At 72.9% G+C, this 20,797-nt stretch carries 18 protein-coding genes; 10 read left to right on the top strand and 8 right to left on the bottom strand.

Going from position 1 to position 20,797, the window contains the following annotated elements; genetic code table 11:
- Window positions 1–25: 25 nt before the first annotated feature.
- Together ACZ67T_RS01610 and ACZ67T_RS01605 are read left to right on the top strand one after the other, a co-directional pair.
- The gene (locus ACZ67T_RS01610) at window positions 26–376 is read left to right on the top strand and encodes a DoxX family protein (RefSeq protein WP_469981356.1); all 351 of its coding nucleotides are present in this window, start codon (window positions 26–28) and stop codon (window positions 374–376) included.
- Window positions 373–840 carry a peroxiredoxin gene (locus ACZ67T_RS01605; protein WP_469980947.1) on the top strand — a complete coding sequence of 156 codons (468 nt, stop codon included), beginning with the start codon at window positions 373–375 and terminating at the stop codon, window positions 838–840. The genes ACZ67T_RS01610 and ACZ67T_RS01605 overlap by 4 nt, the downstream gene beginning before the upstream one ends.
- A 52-nt stretch (window positions 841–892) precedes the next feature.
- Here the strand turns inward: ACZ67T_RS01605 and ACZ67T_RS01600 are convergent, their stop codons facing one another.
- Both ACZ67T_RS01600 and ACZ67T_RS01595 read right to left on the bottom strand, forming a co-directional pair.
- Complete coding sequence (locus ACZ67T_RS01600) at window positions 893–2,212, bottom strand: radical SAM protein (RefSeq protein ID WP_469980946.1); 1,320 nt, start codon at window positions 2,210–2,212, stop codon at window positions 893–895.
- Between the two features lie 61 nt (window positions 2,213–2,273).
- Window positions 2,274–2,966 carry a pyridoxamine 5'-phosphate oxidase family protein gene (locus ACZ67T_RS01595; protein WP_469980945.1) on the bottom strand — a complete coding sequence of 231 codons (693 nt, stop codon included), beginning with the start codon at window positions 2,964–2,966 and terminating at the stop codon, window positions 2,274–2,276.
- Window positions 2,967–3,097: 131 nt separating this feature from the next.
- Between ACZ67T_RS01595 and ACZ67T_RS01590 the strand changes: the two genes are divergently transcribed.
- The 5 genes from ACZ67T_RS01590 to ACZ67T_RS01570 all read left to right on the top strand — a co-directional run bounded on the left by ACZ67T_RS01590 (window position 3,098) and on the right by ACZ67T_RS01570 (window position 9,789).
- Window positions 3,098–4,324, top strand: a complete 1,227-nt coding sequence (locus ACZ67T_RS01590; RefSeq protein WP_469980943.1) for an ROK family transcriptional regulator — start codon at window positions 3,098–3,100, stop codon at window positions 4,322–4,324.
- A gap of 15 nt (window positions 4,325–4,339) precedes the next feature.
- Window positions 4,340–7,234, top strand: coding sequence for a glycoside hydrolase family 2 TIM barrel-domain containing protein (locus ACZ67T_RS01585; RefSeq protein WP_469980941.1), 2,895 nt, complete (start codon window positions 4,340–4,342; stop codon window positions 7,232–7,234).
- 151 nt (window positions 7,235–7,385) lie between these two features.
- A complete protein-coding gene (locus ACZ67T_RS01580; protein WP_469980940.1) occupies window positions 7,386–8,297 on the top strand; it encodes an SAM-dependent methyltransferase in 912 nt (303 codons plus the stop codon).
- Window positions 8,298–8,332: 35 nt separating this feature from the next.
- On the top strand, window positions 8,333–9,247 hold the full coding sequence (mmuM, locus tag ACZ67T_RS01575) for a homocysteine S-methyltransferase (protein WP_469980938.1): 915 nt from the start codon (window positions 8,333–8,335) through the stop codon (window positions 9,245–9,247).
- A gap of 128 nt (window positions 9,248–9,375) precedes the next feature.
- Entirely contained in the window at window positions 9,376–9,789 is a 414-nt protein-coding gene (locus ACZ67T_RS01570) for a VOC family protein (protein WP_469980937.1), read from the top strand.
- A gap of 14 nt (window positions 9,790–9,803) precedes the next feature.
- On the opposite strand, the gene ACZ67T_RS01565 is transcribed toward ACZ67T_RS01570, so the two are convergent.
- Both ACZ67T_RS01565 and ACZ67T_RS01560 read right to left on the bottom strand, forming a co-directional pair.
- Window positions 9,804–10,988, bottom strand: coding sequence for an amidohydrolase (locus tag ACZ67T_RS01565; protein WP_469980936.1), 1,185 nt, complete (start codon window positions 10,986–10,988; stop codon window positions 9,804–9,806).
- Window positions 10,985–12,364: an MFS transporter gene (locus ACZ67T_RS01560; protein ID WP_469980935.1), complete on the bottom strand. Its 1,380-nt coding sequence runs from the start codon at window positions 12,362–12,364 to the stop codon at window positions 10,985–10,987. The genes ACZ67T_RS01565 and ACZ67T_RS01560 overlap by 4 nt, the downstream gene beginning before the upstream one ends.
- 184 nt (window positions 12,365–12,548) lie before the next feature.
- Here ACZ67T_RS01560 and ACZ67T_RS01555 point away from each other — a divergent pair, with 184 nt between their 5' ends.
- On the top strand, window positions 12,549–13,565 hold the full coding sequence (locus ACZ67T_RS01555) for an Lrp/AsnC family transcriptional regulator (protein WP_469980934.1): 1,017 nt from the start codon (window positions 12,549–12,551) through the stop codon (window positions 13,563–13,565).
- Here the strand turns inward: ACZ67T_RS01555 and ACZ67T_RS01550 are convergent.
- Both ACZ67T_RS01550 and ACZ67T_RS01545 read right to left on the bottom strand, forming a co-directional pair.
- The gene (locus ACZ67T_RS01550) at window positions 13,495–14,271 is read right to left on the bottom strand and encodes a helix-turn-helix domain-containing protein (RefSeq protein ID WP_469981355.1); all 777 of its coding nucleotides are present in this window, start codon (window positions 14,269–14,271) and stop codon (window positions 13,495–13,497) included. The two genes, ACZ67T_RS01555 and ACZ67T_RS01550, sit on opposite strands and share 71 nt — an antisense overlap.
- Before the next feature lie 49 nt (window positions 14,272–14,320).
- Window positions 14,321–15,496: a YihY/virulence factor BrkB family protein gene (locus tag ACZ67T_RS01545; RefSeq protein WP_469980932.1), complete on the bottom strand. Its 1,176-nt coding sequence runs from the start codon at window positions 15,494–15,496 to the stop codon at window positions 14,321–14,323.
- Between the two features lie 18 nt (window positions 15,497–15,514).
- On the opposite strand from ACZ67T_RS01545, the gene ACZ67T_RS01540 reads away from it, so the two are divergent.
- Window positions 15,515–17,161 (top strand): acyl-CoA dehydrogenase family protein, encoded by a 1,647-nt coding sequence (locus ACZ67T_RS01540; RefSeq protein ID WP_469980930.1) that lies wholly within the window; start codon window positions 15,515–15,517, stop codon window positions 17,159–17,161.
- Window positions 17,162–17,488: 327 nt separating this feature from the next.
- Window positions 17,489–18,763, top strand: coding sequence for a GAF domain-containing protein (locus ACZ67T_RS01535; RefSeq protein WP_469981354.1), 1,275 nt, complete (start codon window positions 17,489–17,491; stop codon window positions 18,761–18,763).
- Between the two features lie 55 nt (window positions 18,764–18,818).
- Here ACZ67T_RS01535 and ACZ67T_RS01530 read toward each other — a convergent pair whose 3' ends face one another.
- Window positions 18,819–19,703, bottom strand: a complete 885-nt coding sequence (locus tag ACZ67T_RS01530) for an SIS domain-containing protein (RefSeq protein ID WP_469980928.1) — start codon at window positions 19,701–19,703, stop codon at window positions 18,819–18,821.
- Between the two features lie 181 nt (window positions 19,704–19,884).
- Window positions 19,885–20,670, bottom strand: a complete 786-nt coding sequence (locus ACZ67T_RS01525; RefSeq protein ID WP_469980926.1) for a DeoR/GlpR family DNA-binding transcription regulator — start codon at window positions 20,668–20,670, stop codon at window positions 19,885–19,887.
- Window positions 20,671–20,797 lie beyond the last annotated feature (127 nt).

Here is a 20,797-nt window from a genome sequence, read left to right as displayed (position 1 = left end):
CGCGTCGACGCGCAAGGCGCTCGCGCTGACCGGGCTGCTCGCCGGCGCCGGGGTGACGCACTTCGTCGCCCCGAAGCCCTACGACGCCACGGTGCCCCGCGTGCTGCCGGGCTCCGCGCGCGCGTGGACGTACGCGAGCGGCGCCGTCGAGCTCGCGCTCGCGGCCGGCATCGCGCTGCCGTGGACGCGCCGCAGGGCCGCACGGGCCACGGCCGCGTTCTTCGTGGGCGTCTTCCCCGCCAATGTGCAGATGGCGGTCGACTGGCGCGACAAGCCCGCGCCGCTGAGGACCGCGGCCCTCGTGCGGCTTCCCCTTCAGTTGCCGCTCGTCCTGTGGGCGCGCGGCGTGGCCAGGGCCCAGGAGGCCGGATCATGAGCAAGCGCGTCGAAGTGGGCGACACCGTCGAGGACTTCACCCTGCCGGACGAGAGCGGCGCCCCGACGCGGCTGTCGGAGCTGCTGGGCGAGGGTCCCGTCGTCCTGTTCTTCTACCCGGCGGCCATGACGCCCGGGTGCACGGCCGAGGCCTGTCACTTCCGGGATCTCGCGGCCGAGTTCGCGGCCGTCGGCGCACGGCCCGTGGGCGTCAGTTCCGATCCGGTGGAGCGCCAGGCGGAGTTCGCCGGGAAGCACACGCTCGGCTTCCCGCTGCTCTCGGACGCGGAGGGCGAGGTGCGCGAGCGGTTCGGGGTCGCGCGCGGCTTCTCGATCGCGCCGACCAAGCGGGCCACGTTCGTGCTCGGCCAGGACCGCGTCGTCCTCGAAGTGGTCCGCAGCGAGTTCCGGATGAGCGCCCACGCGGACCGCGCCCTCGCGGTGCTGCGCGAGCGGGCGGCCTGAACACAGGCGGACCGGGCGGGTGTCGGGCCGACACCACGCCCGGCTCCCGCCACTAGCCGGCCGGGGCCGGCTCCGGCGCGAGGCTGTCCATGAACGAGCTGACGGAGAACACGGCGCGGCCGGCGCCCGCGGGGCCGTAGCCGGGGGGCGAGGAGAGGCCGTACTCCTCCATCGTGGAGCGGTAGGCCTCCAGGAGCCTGATGTGGTACTCCAGCGGCGCGCCCTGCGGGTTGGCCTTGCCGAGCGGGGTCGTCGGCTCGGGGCACCACGTGGTGAAGCGGGGCGTGATGCCGTGCGACATGAAGAAGCGCAGGCCCTCGGTGGTGGAGGCGATGGCCTCGTCGACGGTGGCGAAGCCGGAGGGCTCGGCCATCTCGACGCCGGCCACGAAGTTCGGGATCACGTTGCGCGCGCCGAAGACGTCCGCCGAGTCGAGGATGCGCTTGTGCCACTCGTCGCGGCCGACGTAGCGCTCCTTGCCGGGGCAGTACAGCTCGAACAGACGGCGGTCCCACACCTCGTAGTTGGGGTGGTAGATCTGCACGCCGTAGTCCTTGAAGCGCTGCACGTCGTCCTTGGGCAGCGCCTGGGCGACGACCTTGCCGATCCAGCGGCCGGGGAAGTGCTCCTCGATGGCCTTGGCGTACAGGCCGTAGAAGTCGGCCTCGTCGCGGCCCTGGAGCTTGGAGGTGATCGCGCCGCCGGTGAGCGTGTAGGCGGTGGACGCCTTCGTGGTGTCGTACTTGTCGATGATCTGGAGGGCTTCGAGGACCTCGTCGACGTCCTTGACGCCGGTATACGGGCGGCCGGCCGCCTTGTGCTGGCGCCAGTTGTGGTTGATGTCGCAGTACTGGCACTCCTCCTTGGCGCCGAAGTACTGGCAGACGCGGAAGACGGTCAGATAGATCAGGTAGCCCCACTGGATGGTGGGGGCCACCTCCATGACGGACTTTCCGTTGGAGAGCTTGTGCCGGTAGTACTCCGGCATCGGCGGGACGCCGACGTCCGAGATCCGCTTCCCGTCGAGGTAGAGCCCGAGCATCCCGCCCTCGTCGGCCGCGACCCGGTAGGGCGACGAGGGGTTCACGCGGACCGAGACGACCGTGCGCCGCAGGTCGTACGGACCGCCGGTGAGGATGATCTCCTCCGGGGGGCGGCGCAGCGCGGCCTCGCCGAGCTCGGGCAGCGTGCCGTGGTCGAAGGAGAAGATGAAGTACGACTTCGGCTTGACGTCACCGGACTCGTTGTCGCTGAGCGCGGACTTGTCGAACGCCACGCCGCCGCGCAGCAGGTCCTCCTTGAACACCGCTTCCCGCGGTACGTGCGGGAAGCGCTCCATCAGGTCCTCGACCAGTGCCGTGCGGCTCTGCATCCCGTACTCCTCGCTCCCAGAACCAGTGCTCGAGAACTCACGGTATGCCCCCGCTTGCGGGTCAGCCCTGCCGGGTCCCCGCGCGCGCCACGATGTGTGCCGGGGCGGTGATGCCGGTCGGCAGCAGCGGATCGGCGGTGGGCGCGCCCCAGCGGGAGGTCAGGGGCAGGGTGCCGGCCCACAGGCCGAGGGCCGCGTCGGGCCCGTCGCCGTCGTCGGGGGCGCCCGTACGGATCTTGACGGAGGCCTCGTCGAGAGACAGGACCAGGAGGGTGGTGGCGGCCAGTTCCTTGCGGCTCGGCTGCCTGGCGTACGTCCACTGGCCGGGGGTCGCGTGCTCCGTGAGGCGGCGCAGGCCCTCCAGCTTCTCGTCGGGGTCGGTGACCGTGCGCGGTACGCCGTGGATCATCGCGCTGCGGTAGTTCACGCCGTGCTCGAAGACGGAGCGGGCGAGGACCAGGCCGTCGACGTGGGTGACGGTCACGCATATCGGCCCGTCGGGTTCGGCGGCCAGGCTGCGGCTCGCCACCGATCCGTGCAGGTAGAGCCGGGTGTCATCGCGGCCGTAGACCGTGGGGACGACGACGGGGCGGCCGTCGACGAGCACGCCGAGATGACAGACGAACCCCGCGTCGAGGATCGCCTCGAGGTCGGAGCGTTCGAGGCCGGCCTGCTCGCGGAGCCTGCTGTGGCGGGTGCGGTCGGTCTGCGGGAGCGTGCGCGACAGCGTTGTCGCGATGTCGGTCTGGGTCATGCGGTCGGACGCTACTCCGTGGTCCCCGTCCCCCCGCGGGCGGGGACTTCCGACAACCCCTTTTCAAACCCCTTGTCGAAAGCGTGCGGGCGGCCGTAGCGTCGAAGGGGCCCAGGAGTGGAGGGGACACGGTGAAGCGCACATCCCGCGACATCAGGACGGCGAACCGGTACGCGGTGCTGCGCCATCTCATCGCCAAGTCCCCCGCTTCCCGGGGCGAGCTGACGGCGGGGACCGGGCTCAGCCAGGCGACGGTCGCCACGCTCGTGGGTGAGCTCACCGCACTCGGCCTGCTCGTCGAGGTCGGCTTCGAGGAGTCCGCGGGCGGGCGTCCGCGCTCACTGGTCGCGGTGGACGCGGCCGGCGGCGCCCTCATCGGCGTCGACGTGGCCGAGACGTACGTGCACGCGGAGCTCTTCGATCTCGCCCTGGGCGTCGTGGCGCGCGCACAGGAGGAGCTGCGGCCCGGCGAGTCCGCCCCGGAACAGGTCGTCGGCCGGATCGCCGCGGCGGTCGGGGCCGTGGTCGCCGCCGCGGGGCCGCGCCGCCCGCCCCGCGTGCTCGGGGTGGGCGTCACGATGCCGGGGCAGGTCGACCGCGAGCGCGGTGTCGCCGTGCGCGCCGCGAACTGGGGCTGGCGCGACGTGCCCCTGACCGCGCTGCTCGCCGAGCGCTTCCCCTACCCGGTCCATCTCGACAACCCGCTGCGGGCGGCCACGCTCGCGGAGCTGTGGTTCGGCGCCGCGCGGGGCCGCGACGACGCCGTGGTGATCAACCTCGGTACGGGCGTCGGCGCGGGCCTCGCGCTCGGTGGCTCCCTGCACCGCGGTGTCACGAACAGCGCCGGCGAGTGGGGTCACACCACGCTCGTCCTGGACGGGCGGCCGTGCCGCTGCGGCGACAGGGGGTGCGTGGAGGCCTACGCGGGCGCACCCGCCATCATGCGGACGCTGCGTGAACTCGCCCCGGAAAGCGCCCTGTTGACCGAGGACGACCAGACCGCGACGATCGGCGCGCTCGGCCGCGCGGCGGCCGGTGGCGATCCGGTGGCGCTGCGGGTCGTCCGGGAGACCGCCCGCCATCTCGGCGCCGCCGTCGCGGATCTGGTGAACCTGCTCAACCCCGAAGTGATCGTGCTCAGCAGCTGGGTGGCGGCGGCGCTCGGTACGCCCCTGCTGACCGAAGTGCGCGAGGCCGTCGCGCGGCACGCCCTGGGCAGCCCGTTCGCGGCCACCGAGATCGTCCTGTCCCCGATACCGACCGACCCCGTGAGCCTGGGCGCGGCGACCTTCGCGCTGGAAGGCGTGCTGTCGTCGCCGGGCCTGACCGGCACCACCCTCACCCCGCACACGACCTGACCGTCAAGGAGAACGATGTCCCTCCCCGAGGTGTCCCTCCCTGAGGAATCCGCACTCCCCTACTACGAGCAGGTGTCCCCCGGGACCGGCGGTGTCGCGCCGCGCTCCTGGTACGCCGCTTCCGACGCCAAGTCCCTTTCTCTCGACGGCCCGTGGCGCTTCCGCCTCACTGCGACGGCCGACGGCCACGACGAGTCCTTCGCCCGCCCCGGCTACGACACCTCCGACTGGGCGGATCTGACAGTGCCGGGGCACTGGGTGCTCCAGGGCGACGGGGCCTACGGGTCACCCGCGTACACGAACACTCTCTACCCGTTCCCCGTCGACCCGCCGCGCGTCCCGACCGAGAACCCGACCGGCGACCATCTGCGCGTCTTCGACCTGCCGGTCGACTGGCCCGCGTCGGGAGCGACCGTGCTGCGCTTCGAGGGGGTCGAGTCGTGTGCGCGGGTCTGGCTGAACGGCGAGGAGCTGGGCGAGTTCAAGGGCTCGCGGCTGCCGCACGAGTTCGCCGTCGAGGGGCTGCTGCGCGCGGAGGGGAACGTCCTGGCGGTACGTGTCCACCAGTGGTCGTCCGGCTCCTATCTGGAGGACCAGGACCAGTGGTGGCTGCCCGGCATCTTCCGTGAGGTCACGCTGCTGCACCGGCCCGACGGCGCGGACGCCGACTTCTTCGTGCACACCGCGTACGACCACCGCACCGGGCAGGGCACGCTCCGGGTCGAGGCGAGCGCGGGCGGGCGCGTGACGGTGCCCGAACTCGGCGTGGATGTCGGGGCGGGTGAGCCGGTGACGCTGCCGGTGGAGCCGTGGACGGCCGAGACGCCGCGCCTGTACGCGGGCGAACTGGCCACGCCGGGCGGGGAGATCATCCCCTTCCGCGCCGGATTCCGTACGGTCGTCGTGGAGGACGGCGTCCTCAAGGTCAACGGGAAGCGGATCCTCTTCCGCGGCGTCAACCGGCACGAGTTCCACCCGGAGCACGGCCGCGCCGTGGACGAGGAGACGATGCGCCACGACGTCCTCCTCATGAAGCGGCACAACATCAACGCCGTGCGGACCTCGCACTACCCGCCCCACCCCGCCTTCCTCGACCTGTGCGACGAGTTCGGCCTGTGGGTGATCGACGAGTGCGACCTGGAGACACACGGCTTCACCCACGAGCGGTGGAACGGCAATCCGGTCGCCGACGAGCGCTGGACCCCGGCGCTCGTCGACCGGGCCGCCCGCATGGTGGAGCGCGACAAGAACCACGCGTCGGTGATCATCTGGTCGCTCGGCAACGAGTGCGGCACGGGCGCGGGCCTGAGCGCGATGGCCGCCTCGATCCGCGAGCGTGACCCGTCCCGCCCGCTGCACTACGAGGGCGACGCGTCGTGCGCCGACACCGACGTCTACTCGCGGATGTACGCGGACCACGCCGAGGTCGAACGCATCGGACGTCACGAGGACGAGGGACCCGAGGCGCGCCGCGAACTCCCCTTCATCCTGTGCGAGTACGCGCACGCGATGGGCAACGGACCCGGCGGACTCTCCGAGTACCAGCGCCTCTTCGAGACGTACGACCGGCTCCAGGGCGGTTTCGTCTGGGAGTGGATCGACCACGGCCTCGCCAGCGAGCGGTACGGGTACGCGTACGGCGGTGACTTCGGCGAGGAGCTGCACGACGGCAACTTCGTCTGCGACGGTCTCCTCTTCCCCGACCGCACGCCCTCGCCCGGGCTCGTCGAGTACAAGAAGGTGATCGAGCCTGTCCTGATCGAGGGCGACGGGACGGCCGGCACGGTCCGCGTCACGAACCGCCACGACTTCGCGGACCTCGCCGCGCTGGCGTTCACCTGGTCGTACGAGGTGGACGGTGCGCCGGTGGAGTCGGGCCCGCTCTCCGTGCCGGCGCTCGCGCCCGGTGAGAGCGCTGACGTCAAGCTGCCCGCCCCGCCGGACGCGGCGCGGGGCGCGGAGACGCAGTGGTCGGTACGTGCGGCGCTGGCCGACGACACCGCGTGGGCGGACCGGGGTCATGTGGTGGCGTGGGGCCGACTCCCCGTCTCGGGGCGGCAGTCGGTCGTTCCGGCGAGCGGGGCGTCGCCGGTGCGGGACGCGGACGTCATCACGCTCGGCCCGGCCGCCTTCGACGCGCGTACGGGCGAGCTGCGGAGCGTCGGACAGGTGCCGGTCACTGGGGTGCGCCTGGACGTGTGGCGGGCGCCGACCGACAACGACAACGGCGCCGACTGGCAGGCGGACCGCCGGTTCGGCGTCCTGTGGCGCGCGGCCGGACTGCACCGCATGCGGCACCGCCTCGACCACGTCGCCCTGGAACCAGGCGCGTTGACGGTACGGACCCGGGTGGCGCCCGCGGCCGGGCAGTTCGCGCTCGGCACGGAGTACCGCTGGACGGCGGACGAAGGGGGCCGTCTGACCCTCACGGTCTCGGTGACCCCCGAGGGCGACTGGACGGTGCCGCTCCCCCGCCTGGGCGTCCGCCTCGGCCTCCCGTCGTCCGCGACGCACGCGCGCTGGTTCGGCGGCGGCCCCGGCGAGGCCTATCCGGACACGCGGGCCGCGTCGCGGCTCGGCCTGTGGGAGGCGTCCGTGGACGAGCTCCAGACGCCGTACGTGCGTCCGCAGGAGAACGGCGCGCGGGCGGATGTCCGCCGGGCGGAGATCGGCGGCCTGCGGATCGACGGCGAGCCGGAGTTCTGGTTCACGGCCCGCCGCTGGACGAGCGAACACCTCGACGCGGCCGCACACCGCACGGACCTGGTGGCCGGGGACACGGTGTGGGTGAACCTGGACCACGCCCAGCACGGCATCGGCTCCCAGTCCTGCGGCCCGGGCCCGCTGCCGCAGTACGTGCGCGAGGTGGCCCCGGCCGCGTTCGCCTTCACGTTCTCGGCGGCGGGGTGAGCCACGGCGGACACAACGGTCCGTGAGACGGCCAAGGCCTGTCCCGTACCCGGAAGTTGACGGTACGGGCGGGCCGGAGTCGATCACGAACACATGCCCGTAGGGGCTAGGTTGTTGTCCTGACCACGACCAGCTACGAGGGATGGCCTTCATGGGCGACGACGCTCCCCAGCACGACTCCGCCGAGCAGCTGCACCTGCGGATCGACAGCTCCAAGGCGCACCCGGCGCGGGTGTACGACGTCTTCCTCGGCGGCAAGGACAACTACGCGGCGGACCGGGACGCGGCGGCCGCCGCCCTCGCGGCGAACCCGCGCGGCTACCTGGACGTGCGGCACAACCGCGACTTCATGCGGCGCTCGGTGAACTACCTGACGCGCGAGGCGGGCCTGCGCCAGTTCCTCGACATCGGCACGGGCCTGCCGACGCAGGAGAACGTGCACCAGGTCGCCCAGCGCATCGCCCCCGAGGCGCGGATCGTCTACGTCGACAACGACCCCGTCGTCCTCGCGCACGCCCGCGCCCTCCTGGCGAGCGGCCCGCAGGGTGCGACGGCCTACATCGACGCGGACCTGCGCGACCCGGCGAAGATCCTCCAGGGCGCGGCGAGCACCATCGACCTGGACGCGCCGATCGCGCTCGGTCTCGTGGCGATCCTGCACTTCATCGAGGATGCGGACGCGTACGACATCGTGCGCACGCTGGTGGACGCGCTGCCTTCGGGCAGTGCGCTATTCCTGAGCCACCTCACCTCCGACCTGAACGCCGAGAAGATCGCCAAGGTGGCCGAGACGTACCACGAGCGCGGCTTCACGTTCGTGCTCCGCTCGACGGACGAGGTGCGCCGGTTCTTCACGGAGAACGGTCTGGAGATCGTCGAGCCGGGCATCGTGCCCGCCCATCACTGGCGGCCCGACCACGTCGCCGACCACGACGGGGGCGCCGGCCACGACGAGGCGTACGTGGCGAGCCTCGACCCGATCGAGCAGACCATGTACCGCGACATCAACGACGTCACCGACGACGACATCAACGTGTACGCGGCAGTGGCCTTCAAGCGCTGATCCCGTCCGGGGTCCGACAGAGTTAGCGTCGTCGTATGACGTCACCTCCTCTTGCCGAGGCCCTCGCCGCGGGAGCGGTCGTCCTGGACGGCGGGCTCTCCAACCAGCTGGAGTCCGCCGGGTACGACCTGAGCGACGCGTTGTGGTCGGCGCGGCTGCTCGCCGAGCGGCCCGAGGCGATCGTGGCCGCGCATCTCGCGTACTACGAGGCGGGGGCCTCGGTGGCGACCACGTCGAGCTACCAGGCGACGTTCGAGGGGTTCGCGCGGCGCGGGGTCTCCCGCGAGCGGGTGGCCGAGCTGCTCACCCTGAGCGTCGAGTCGGCGCGAGAGGCGGCTCGGCGCGCACAGGCGAAGGGGGTGCCCGGTCCACTGTGGGTGGCCGCGTCGGCGGGCCCGTACGGGGCGATGCTGGCCGACGGTTCGGAGTACCGGGGCCGCTACGGCCTGACGGTGGCCGAGCTGGACGCCTTCCACCGGCCCCGGCTCGAAGTCCTCGCCGCGGCCGGGCCCGACCTGCTCGCCCTGGAGACGGTGCCGGACACCGACGAGGCGCGCGCGCTGCTGCGGGCCGTGCGGGGGCTCGGCGTCCCGGCCTGGCTGTCGTACAGCGTCGCCGGTGACCGCACCCGCGCCGGTCAGCCCCTGGAGGAGGCGTTCGCGCTCGCCGCCGGCGCGGACGAGATCGTCGCGGTGGGCGTCAACTGCTGCGCCCCCGAGGACGTCGGACCCGCGGTGGCACTGGCCGCGCGCGTCACCGGGAAGCCGGTGGTGGCCTATCCGAACAGTGGCGAGTCCTGGGACGCGCAGGCGCGCGGCTGGCGGGGCGCGGCCACGTTCACCGTGGACCGCGTGGCCGGCTGGGAGCGGGCGGGGGCGCGGCTGATCGGGGGCTGCTGCCGGGTCGGCCCGGACCGGATCGCCGCGCTCGCCGCGGCGATACGTCACTGAGCGCGGGTGGCCTCCCGGCCGGCCCACGCATGGTCCCCTACGGTGGCGCGGGCCACCACGTCCGGCGACTGAGCGGGGTGTCCGATTCCTTCAAGACCGGCGCCGGGGCGGGTGCCTACGGTGGGGCCATGACCGAGATCACCGCACGACTGGACGCCGTCGGCGTCGTCGTCTCCGACATGGCCGCCGCCGTCACGTTCTACCGCCGCCTCGGCCTCGCGTTCCCCGAGGGGGCCGAGGAGCAGCCGCACGCGGAGGCCGTCCTGCCCGGCGGGCTTCGCGTGCTGCTCGACACCGAGGAGACCGTGAAGTCGTTCCACCCGTCCTGGCGGGCGCCGGCCCGTGGCGCGTCCCGGCACGCGCTCGCCTTCCACTGCGGCGACGCGGCCGGGGTGGACGCCGTCCACGAGGAGCTGGTGGCCGCCGGGTACGACGGCGAGCTCGAGCCGTGGGACGCGTTCTGGGGCCAGCGGTACGCCGTGGTCCTGGACCCGGACGGGAACGGGGTCGACCTCTTCGCACCGCTGACCACCACCACGTGAGAGGCGTCCGCCGGCTAGGACGCGTTCGCCCGGCGCTTGCGCACCCCGTCGAGCAGCCGGCCGCGCTGCGCCTCGGACGTGGCGAGGTCGACGCCGACGAGGGCGAGGGCCGTCGCCCCGTCGAGCACCGCGCGATCGGCGCCCGGGGTCTTGCCGTGGGCGGTGAACTCGGGGGTGTGCTGCTTGGCGCCGCCCGTGTCGTAGCCGACCGTGGGGTGGATCGTGGGGATGCGCTGCGAGACGTTGCCCATGTCGGTCGACGCCATCGTCTCGCCGTGCAGCGAGGTGACGGTACGGCCCAGCTCGCCGGCGGCCCTCGCGTAGGACCGGGTCATCTCCTCGTCCTGGCGCAGGTCGGCGAAGTCCCTTCCGTGCGCGCTCACTTCGAGCTCGGCGCCGGTGGCGAGCGCGCCCGCCTCGAAGCATGCCCTGACGCGCTGCCAGGCCTCGGCGAGCTGCTCCACGGTGCGCGCCCTGACCTCGTAGCGGGCGGCGGTGCGGGCGGGGATGACGTTCACGGCCTGGCCGCCGTCGGTGACGATGCCGTGCACGACGACGCCGGGCGGCAGCTGCTGGCGCAGCAGGCCGACGGCGGTCTGGGCGACGGTCATGGCGTCGAGCGCGTTGACGCCCTCCCAGGGGGCGAGCGCGGCGTGCGAGGGCCTGCCCCGGTAGGCGAGGTCCCAGGCGCCGATGGCCAGAGAGGAGGCGCCCACGGTGTCTTCGGGGGCGGCGTGCACCATCATCGCGGCGGCGACGTCGTCGAAGATCCCGGCGTCCATCAGGAGCACCTTGCCGCCGATGTCCTCCTCGGCGGGCGTGCCGATCAGCTTGACCGTGACGCCGAGCTCGTCGGCGACGGCGGCGAGGCCGAGGGCGGCGCCGACGGACGCGGCGCCGTTGACGTTGTGCCCGCAGGCGTGGCCGATGCCGGGCAGGGCGTCGTACTCGGCGCAGAACGCGATGACGAGGTCGCCGGTGCCGTAGGTGGCGAGCACCGCGGTGGGGAGGTCGCCTGCGCCGCGGGTGACGGTGAATCCGGCGCTCTCCATGAGGTCGGCGATCCGGGCCGCCGCGCGGTGTTCCTCAAGGGCGGTCTCGGGGTCGTCGTGCAGAGCGTGGCTGAGCCCCACGACCTGCTCGCGCCGGTTTCGTACGGCGGCGGTCACGGCCTTGCGCGCGGTCAGGGCGTCGGTCATGCGAGGTCTCCGCTCGGGGCGAGGTGCTGTACGGGGGTGGCGGCGTCGGATTGCGGCGCGCGGTAGCGCAGGGCGAGGGCCGTACCGACGAGGGCGGCGCAGGCGCACGCCCCCCAGCCCCACAGGTAGCCGGACTCCGCGATGCGCGTGGTGCCGGGCACGGCGTGGGAGGTGAAGAAGCCGCCGATGACGGCGGCGCCGATGGCCGCGCCGAGGGAGAGGGCGAGTTCGTTGAGGCCGACGGCGAGCGCGGTCTCGTGCTCCTCGACGACCTCCGCCGACAGGGTCCGCGTGATCGACTCGAAGAGCCCGGTCGCCAGGCCCACGACGAGGGCCGACGCCACGTACTGGGCGAGGCTGTCGTGGAAGAGGGCCATGCCGACGAAGCCGAGCGCGATGAGGACGCCGCCCGTGGCGAGCACGGCGCGGTCGCCGATGCGCCGGGCGAGGCGCGGGGTCAGCGTGGATCCGGCGAATCCGGCGACGACCATGGCGAGCGAGACGGTGGCGATCGCCTGTGGGCCCATGTCCATGCCGTAGCCGTTCTCGGACCGCGAGGAGCCGAGGAAGAGGGCGTTGGCGCCGAGGAAGCCGATCGTGCCGAACGCGGCGCAGAAGGTGTGGCCGCTGACCACAGCGAGCCGCGGGTTGCTCAGCATGCGGACGCTGACCAGCGGGTTCTCGGACCGGCGTTCGACGGCCACCCAGGCCGCGAGGAGGGCGGCGGCCACGACGGCGAGCCCGATCGTGCGCGTCGAGCCCCAGCCCCACGTGCTGCCCTGCGCGAGGACGAGGACGAGCGCGATGAGGCCCGCGGTGAGCAGCGCCGCCGCGCCGTAGTGGAAGCGCCCGCCCTTCGGGATGTCGCTGTCCGGCAGTACGAGACCGGCGACGACGGCGAGCACGGCGACGGGGACCGCGGTCCACAGACCCGCCTGCGCGTGCCCCTCGCTGAGCGCGCCGGCCACGAGACCGCCGACGCCGATCGAGATGAGCAGGACGCCCACGAGGAGGGAGATGCCGGTGCGGTTCTGCTCGGGGGCGCGGGAGCGGAGGATGCCCACGAGGAGGGGGAAGAAGCCGACGAGGGCGCCCTGGAGGGTGACGCCGACGGCGAGGGTCACGGCGGACGGCCACGCGGCGATCAGGAGCGAGCCGCCCGCCACCATCGCGAGCGCCACCCGCAGCAGCCTGCGGTGTCCGTGCAGGTCACCGAGCCGGGACAGCAGCGGCGTCAGCACGGCACAGGCGAGCTGGAAGAGCAGGTAGATGTTGTTCTGCCCGACGGTGCCGATGTGCAGGCTCCGGCCGACCTCGGGGAGGAGCGGGGTCAGATAGCCCTGGACGATGCCGCTGAACAGGACGACGACAGCCATCGTCGCGACCATGGCCGGGCCGGAGCTGACCGCTCTCGGCCCCCGTCCCGTTCCCGTCATGTGTGTGGACACAGCTTCACCTCTGATTCTTCTGGTGGCCGGAACCGAATGTGGTGGCTACTGTGCGGGCCGAGGCACGGGCGGCCCCGAATATTCATGGATTCGTACGTACGGAGTGCTTGTGATGCGAGAAACGGTCACCGCCAGCGAGCTCGACCTCGCTCTGGTGAACGCCCTCCAGCTGCGGCCCCGGGCGTCCTGGTCGGAGCTCTCCCCGCTGCTCGGCGTGACGGCGGGCACGCTGGCGCGGCGGTGGGACCGGCTGACGCGGGCGGGGCTCGCCTGGGTGTACGCGGCGCCGGGCCGCGAGTTCACCCGCAACCGCTGCACGGCGTTCGTGCTGCTGCGCTGCCTGCCGCAGGAGCGCTCGCGGCTGCTCGCCCGGCTGAGCGCGCTCCCGGAGGCGGTGACGATCGAGGTGACCGCGCCGGGCAGCTGTGACCTGCTGCTCGACGTGCTCGCTCCCGACCTGCCCTCGCTCAGCCGGTTCCTCACCCGGGAGCTGGACCAGCTGCCGGGGATCGTGTCGGTCGGCGCCCTGTTCGCCACGTCGCTCTACGTCGAGGGCAGCCGTTGGCGGCTGCGCTCGCTCGACCCCTCGCAGATGACGGCGCTCGGCAGTGCCACGGCGGCGCAGGAGCCGGCGCGCGGGCTCGAACTCGACCCCGTGGACCGGGCCCTGCTCGGCGAACTCGTCCGGGACGGGCGGCTCGGCCTCGCCGAACTCGCCGAGCGCACCGGCACCAGCCCGCCCACCGTCCGCCGCAGGCTGCGCCGCCTCACGGACTCGGCGGTCCTGACGTTCCGCTGCGACATCGCGTCCGCGCTCGCCGGGCATCCGGTCCCGGTGTCACTGCTCGGCCAGGTCCCCGCGCGCGACATCGGCACCGTCCACCGCACGCTCGCCGCGCTGCCGGAGTGCCGGCTCGTCGCGGCCGTCACGGGTCCCGCGAACATCTTCGCCACGCTGTGGGTGCACGACCTGGGTGACATCCAGCGCCGCGAGACCGCGCTGTGCGCCCGGCTGCCCACGCTCACGGTGACGGACCGCATCGTCGGCCTGCACACGGTCAAGCGCATGGGTCATCTGCTCGACGAGGAGGGGCGCCGGGTCGGGATCGAGCCGATCTCGCCCTGGTAGCGGCGGCGGCTTCGTCAACGAGGCGGGTCGGCGGTACGCCCGCCAGCTCCCGTACGTCGCGTGCCAGATGGGCCTGGTCGGCGTAGCCCGCGCGGGCGGCCGTCTCGGCGAGCGGCACTCCCCCGCGGGCCAGCGCGAGGGCGCGTTGCAGACGCAGGACGCGGGCCAGGGTCTTGGGTCCGTAGCCGAACGCGGCGAGGGAGCGCCGGTGCAGGCTGCGGGCGCCGAGCCCCGCGCTGTCGGCGGTCTCGGCGACGGTGCGGCCCGCGCCGAGCGACGTCACGATGTGCGCGAGGACGGAATCAGGCGGCGCGGCTCCCCGTTCGAGGGCGACGGCTTCGAGGGCGGCGGCCTGGTCCTGTGCCGCGTCGACGCGTTCGGTCAGGCGCCGCACCTGGTCCGACGGCCACAGGTCGGCGAGGTCGACGCGCCGGTCGCGCAGTTCGTGGGCCGGGACGCCGAGGACGGCGGGCGCCGTGCCGGGAAAGAAGCGGATGCCCGCGATCCGGGTGGCACCGCTGATGCCGGAACGGTAGGCGTGCGTGTCCGGTCCGGCGACGAAGAGGCGTCCCTCGGTCCACAGCAGGTCCATGCAGCCGTCGGGCAGGACGTCCGCCCCGGGGCGGGGACCGTCGCCCTCGGGGGTGACGGTCCGGGTCCACAGGACCGCGCCCGCCACGCTCGGTGCCGCCCGCTCCCGGTACACGTCAGCCACGTCTTCGAGGCTACGCCGCGCGCGGGCCGCCGTCGGCCGGTCAGTCGTGGTCGTGGCGGTCGTGGTCGCGACGGCCGGTGTCCTGCGGATGGTCACCGTTCTTGCGCACGTGCGTGCGCAGGCGGGACGACACGTCGTCCGGGGGCAGGAACTTCGACCAGCGCTCGGGGAACTCGGACGGCATGTCGGGGTCGTCCGCGTCGTCGATGCCGCCGTGCGCCGCGCGGGCGGCGGAGCGCGCGACGTACTCCGCGGCCTGCTTGGTCCGCCACCGCTCGTTGGCGGCACGGGCGACCGAGGTCGCGACGGACGGCCAGACCCGGTCGATCGCCGCGTTCACCGCGGCGCCGACGAGCACCGCGAACGCGGATACACCGATCCACAGGAGCACGGCGACGGGCGCGGCCAGGGACCCGTAGATGGTGGGGCCCTCGATGGCGCTGGTGATGTAGAGGCGGAGCAGGAAGCTGCCCGGCACCCACATCGCGAGGGCCACGAGGGCGCCGGGGACGTCCTCGATCCACGGCGAACGCACGGGCACGGACACGTGGTAGAGCGTCGTCAGGAAGACCACGGACAGGAGGAGGACGACAGGCCAGTACAGGACCTGGACCACGGTCTCCGACCACGGGACCAGGGCGATCACCGCGTCCGGGCCCGCGATCATCAGCGGCAGCGCGACCGAGCCGACGATCAGCGCGATGAGGAACAGCAGGAAGGCGAGCAGGCGGGTCTTGACGATGCCGCGCACACCGTCGAGCCCGTACATGACCGTCACCGTGTCGACGAACGTGGACACCGCGCGCGACCCCGACCACAGCGAGAACAGGAAGCCGATGGAGATGACGTCGGGGCGGCCCTTCATCGCGTCGTCGAGGATCGGCCGGGCGATCTCCTTCACGCCCTGGTCGCTCAGGACGGTGCGCGACGCCTCCAGGATGTTGTCGCGAACGCCGGCGATCGTGTGGGCGCCGGTCCAGGTGTCGACGTAGGCGAGCAGCCCGATGAGGGAGAGCAGCAGCGGTGGCACGGACAGGAGCGTGAAGAACGCCGCCTCGGCAGCGAGCCCCAGGATGCGGTACTCCATGCACGAGTTGACGGTGTCCTTGAGCAGCAGCCAGGCGGTCCTGCGCTTCGAGACGTTGCGATAGAGAGCGCGGGCCCGGTGGAGTCGGCCTCTGCGTGGCCGATCGGGTGTTTCTTTTGCCTGGTGCACGTCCTTACCGTATCTGTCATGGCAGCCACCACCCACGCAGTGACCAACCAGGCTCCGCCCCTGGTGGGATATGACGTTTTTGCCGCGGACAGGGCCCTCACCGAAGGGGTCGAACGGCATCTGGAGCCCTCTCTCACGGACGAGGCCCGCGAGGAACTCGGCGGCCTCGGCCGGGCCGCCGGTTCCGCCCAGGCACAGGAGTGGGGCGCGCTCGCGAACGGTAATCCGCCGACGCTGCACACCCACGACCGCTACGGGCACCGCGTCGACGAGGTCGAGTTCCATCCGGCCTGGCACCGGCTCATGGGCAAGGGCGTCTCGGCCGGACTCACGTCGGCCTGGTCGCGGTCCGGCGGCCATCTGCGGCGCGCGGCCGCGTTCCTGGTGTGGAGCCAGGTCGAGGCGGGCCACACCTGCCCCCTGTCGATGACGCACGCGGCGGTGCCCGCGCTGCGGGCCGACCCCGCGCTGGCCGCCGAGTGGGAGCCCAGGCTGACGTCGACGGTGTACGACGCGGGGCTGCGGCCCGCCGCTCAGAAGGCGGGCGTCGTGTTCGGGATGGGCATGACGGAGAAGCAGGGCGGCAGCGACGTCCGGGCGAACACGACGCGGGCGACGCCGCTCTCCGAGGACGGCACGTACGAGCTGACCGGGCACAAGTGGTTCTGTTCGGCGCCCATGTCGGACGGGTTCCTCGTCCTGGCGCAGGCGCCCGGGGGACTCACGTGTTTCCTGCTGCCGCGCGTCCTGGAGGACGGCACGCGCAACGCGTTCGCGATCCAGCGGCTCAAGGACAAGCTGGGCAACCGGTCGAACGCGTCGGCCGAGGTCGAGTTCGACGGGACGTGGGCGCGCCGGGTCGGTGACGAGGGGAGCGGCGTGCGCACCATCATCGAGATGGTCGCCGCCACGCGCCTGGACTGCGTGCTCGGTTCGGCCGCGATCATGCGCCAGGCCGTCGCGCAGGCGATCCACCACTGCACGTACCGCGAGGCGTTCGGCGGGCGGCTCATCGACAAGCCGCTGATGCGCAACGTACTGGCCGACCTGGCGCTGGAGTCGGAGGCGGCGACGACGCTGGCGCTGCGGCTCGCGGCGGCCCAGGACGCCGTCCAGGACACCGGGTCCGAGCAGGAGCGCGCGTTCCTGCGCATCGCGGTGCCGGCCGCCAAGTACTGGGTGACGAAGCGCTGTACGCCCGTGGCGGCGGAGGCCCTGGAGTGCCTGGGCGGGAACGGCTACGTGGAGGAGTCCGGCATGCCGCGGCTGCTGCGCGAGTCGCCGCTCAACTCGATCTGGGAGGGGTCGGGCAATGTGCAGGCCCTCGACGTGCTGCGGGCGTTGCAGCGCGAGCCACAGGCGCTCAACGCGTTCCTCCAGGAGGTGGGCAGGGCGCGCGGCGCCGATCACCGTCTCGACGGCGCCATCAAGGGCCTGCTGACCGAACTCGCCGATCTGGAGGGCATCGAGGCACGGGCGCGCCGGGTCGTGGAGCGGATCGCTCTCGTGCTCCAGGGTTCGCTGCTGGTGCGTCACGCGCCGCCGGAAGTCGCGGACGCCTTCTGCGCCTCGCGGCTCGGCGGGGACTGGGGTTCGGCGTTCGGCACGCTGCCGCACAGTCTGGACCTGCGGTCGGTCGTCGAGCGGGCGCGCCCGGTGAGCTGAACGACCCGGCGAAGTCTCGCGGTGGCGACCGAGGTCACAGATCTTGACGACTCAGGTCACGGGGGTGATGCTGCGCCGACACGGCATCACCCCCGCCCTTAGGCCCCTTGAGGAGCTCCCGCGCCGCCGGAGCGGCACGGTTTCAGCTTCGACCGGCGTACGGCTGTTCGCCAGAGTTGCAGAGGGTTGCAACCGTCGTGCCCTCCTTTCGGCCCCACGAAGGCCGGAGAAGCGGCACGATGAGCACACGTCCGCACGCACCGGTCTGTTCCAGGAGGACCTGTGACGCAGAAGAACTCGATCGTCGATCTGGGCCGGCTGTCCACGATGGACGTCTCGCTGGCCGCGCGGCTCCTGAAGGGCGTCCGCGCCGCGACCCTGTCGGGGCAGCGGCCGCGGATCCTGCCGCGCCCGGTGATCGGCGAGTCGTGGAACCGCATGCTGCGCAGTGGTGTCGACCCGGACCGTGACGTGCGGTCGGGCCTGTTGAACCTCGAGGAGATCGAGGAGCGCCGGCAGGCGTCCGGCCTCACGGAGATCCTGCCGGTGCTGCGCGAGGCACTGGTCACCGTCGCGGACGCGGCGCAGCACATCATGGTCGTGTCCGACGCGGACGGGCGCATCCTGTGGCGCGAGGGCAGCGCCGCGGTGCTGCACAAGGCCGACCGGCTCGGCTTCGAACTGGGCGCGGACTGGGCCGAGGAGACGGTCGGCACGAACGGGGTGGGCACGCCGCTCGTGACGCGGAGCCCGGTGCAGGTGTTCTCCGCCGAGCACTTCGTGGTGTCGCAGCACGCGTGGACGTGCACGGGGGCGCCGATCACGGACCCGCGCGACGGGCAGCTGCTGGGCGTCGTCGATGTGAGCGGCCCGATGGAGACGATGCACCCGGCGACGCTCTCGCTCGTCGGGGCGGTGGCGCAGCTCGCGGAGGCGCGGCTGCGGGAGCGTCATGCGGTGGCCCTGGACCGCTTGCGGGCCGTCGCGGCGCCGGTCCTCGCGCGGATCGGCGGACGGGCGGTCGCGGTGGACGTCCAGGGCTGGACGGCGGCGGTGACCGGGATGCAGCCGGTGGACCGGATCGCGCTGCCCAAGTCGCTGTCCGAACTCTCCGAACTGTCGGAAGGACGGGCCTGGGTTCCGACCCTGGGGATGTGCGCGGTGGCGCCGCTGCCCGGCGGCTGGCTGCTGCGGCCCGACGGCCCGGGCGGGGCGGCCGAACCGCTCGGCGGCACCCGCGTCGTCCTGGACCTGAGCGGGCCCCGGCACTGGTCGGTCACGGTGACGGACGGCACGCGGTCCTGGTCGCACGAGCTGAGCCCGCGCCACGCGGAACTGCTCTATCTGCTGGCCCTGCACCGCGGCGGGCGCAGCGCGTCCGGCCTCGCACAGGACATGTTCGGCGACCCGACGCGCACGGTGACGGTCCGCGCCGAGATGTCGCGGATACGGCGCTATCTCGGCAGCCTGCTCGGGCACCGCCCGTACCGCTTCCACGAGGAGGCGGAGCTGGAGGTGGTGCTCCCGCAGAGCCCGTCGGACCTGCTGCCGCACTCGGTGGCGCCCGGGGTGCTGAGGTCGCGGTCGGCGCCGCCGCACTGACACCGCCCCCGCAACAGCGGTGCTGTCACGCGCAGTTGACCGGCGCGCGAAGCTCTCAGACCCGGGCGAGGATCACCGAGCGCGTGAGGTGGCGGGGCCGGTCCGGGTCGCGGCCGCCGGCCACCGCGACCGCCACCGCGAGGCGCTGGGTCCGCACCAGTTCGGCCAGCGGGTCGAGGCCGCCGGCCACCCACATGCCGCCGGTGGCGTGCACCTCGTCGGCGAGACCGGCGGGCGCGTCGCCGAGCATCCAGGTGGCCGTGCCGCGGGTCGAGACGCTGATCGGGCCGTGCCGGTACTCCAGGGCCGGATAGGCGCCCGCCCAGGGGAGTTGACTCTCGCGCATCTTGTGGGCCGCCTCGCCGGCGAGCCCCACGGTCCAGCCCCGGCCGAGGAACGTGAACTGCGTGCAGCCGACGAGCCACGGGGGCAGCGGCTCGGCGAGCGCGTCGTGCGCGTCGTCCACGACCTCCTGCGAGTGCAGCCCGAAGTGGGCGCGCAGCAGGGTGAGGGCCGAGGTGGGGAAGCGCGTCTGCACGACGGACTTCTCGTCGGCGAAGCCGAGGACGAGCACGTCGTCGGCGGCGGACGCCACGGGGGTCGCGGCGTCGGTCGTGATCACGGTGGTCCTGACGCGTCCGCGCAGCCCGGCGAGGAGGCGGAGCACCTCGGTGGTGGCGCCCGAGCGGGTCAGGGCGACGACCCGGTCGTAGGGGCGTCCGGCCGGGAACTCAGAGGCCGCGTGGGCGTGTGTCTCGCCGTGACCGGCGTTCTCGCGCAGCGCGGCCGCGGCCTGCGCCATGAAGAGCGAGGTGCCGCAGCCGACGATCGCGACGCGTTCGCCCGGCTCGGGCAGCAACGCGGCCCGCTCCAGGGCCAGTTCGGCCGCCCGGTCCCAGCACTCGGGCTGGCTGTGCAGCTCGTTCTCGATATGGCTCATGGCGCCCCCTCACATCCCAGCGCATGCTTGGTTGTGCAATTTATAGCGCGTTTTCAAGCATTTGAGATCAGCCGGACCCGTCGAAGTCCGCCTGGAGTCCATGTGCGCGTTCCAGAAGTCCATGCCCTGGCCCACCCGCCACGGCCCCTGCCTTGTCGGGCAGGGCCCTACGGGCGCCCGGTCACACGCAGATGACGTCGATGCCCTGCGCCGTGATCTCCTCGACGAGCGCCTCGGGGGCATCCTTGTCCGTCACCAGGATCGACACCGCGTTCAGCGCGCACACCTGGGCGAACGCCCGGCGGCCCAGCTTCGAGGAGTCGGCCACCACGATGACCGTGCCCGCGCGTTCGGCGAGCGAGCGGTTCGCGCTGGCCTCCGACTCGTCGTGGGTGGCCGCGCCGAGGTGCGGGTGGACCGCGTCCACACCGAGGATCGTGTAGTCGAGGGCGAGGCTCTGCAGGACGGACGTGACGAGCGGGCCGACGAGTTCGTACGAGCTCGGCCGGGCCACGCCGCCCGTGACGACGATCTTCACATGGGGGCGGATCGCCAGCTCGTTGGCTATGTTGATCGCGTTGGTGACGACGGTCAGCGCGACGCCGCCGGACGTGCCGCCCGGGTCGGTGCGGACGGCCAGTTCCCTGGCCACCTCGGAGGTCGTGGTGCCGCCGTTGATGCCGACGACGGAGCCCGACGGGACGAGTTCGGCGACCGCCTTCGCGATGCGCTGCTTCTCGTCCGCCTTGCGGGCCGTCTTGTAGCGCAGCGGCAGGTCGTAGGCGACGGAGCTCACCACGGCCCCGCCGCGCGTGCGGGTCAGCAGAGACTGCCGGGCCAGTTCGTCCATGTCGCGCCGGATCGTGGCGGAGGAGCAGCCCAGTCGCCCGGCCGCCTCCGTGACATCGAGATGACCCTCATTGCCGAGTATTTCGAGCAGTTGGGTCCATCGGGCGTGTGCGCCCACTTGTTCCTCCTCGCGACGCGCGTAGCGTAACGCGCGCCGTTCTCCGCATCCAGACGTGATCATCCGCGCACGTGCACATGACCGTCCGTGTGCGCACAGGCGTGGGCGGACCCGCCCCCTCCGACGG

It is taken from the genome of Streptomyces sp. NPDC107517 (assembly GCF_055582645.1).
This window is presented reverse-complemented; position numbering and strand designations above follow the sequence as displayed.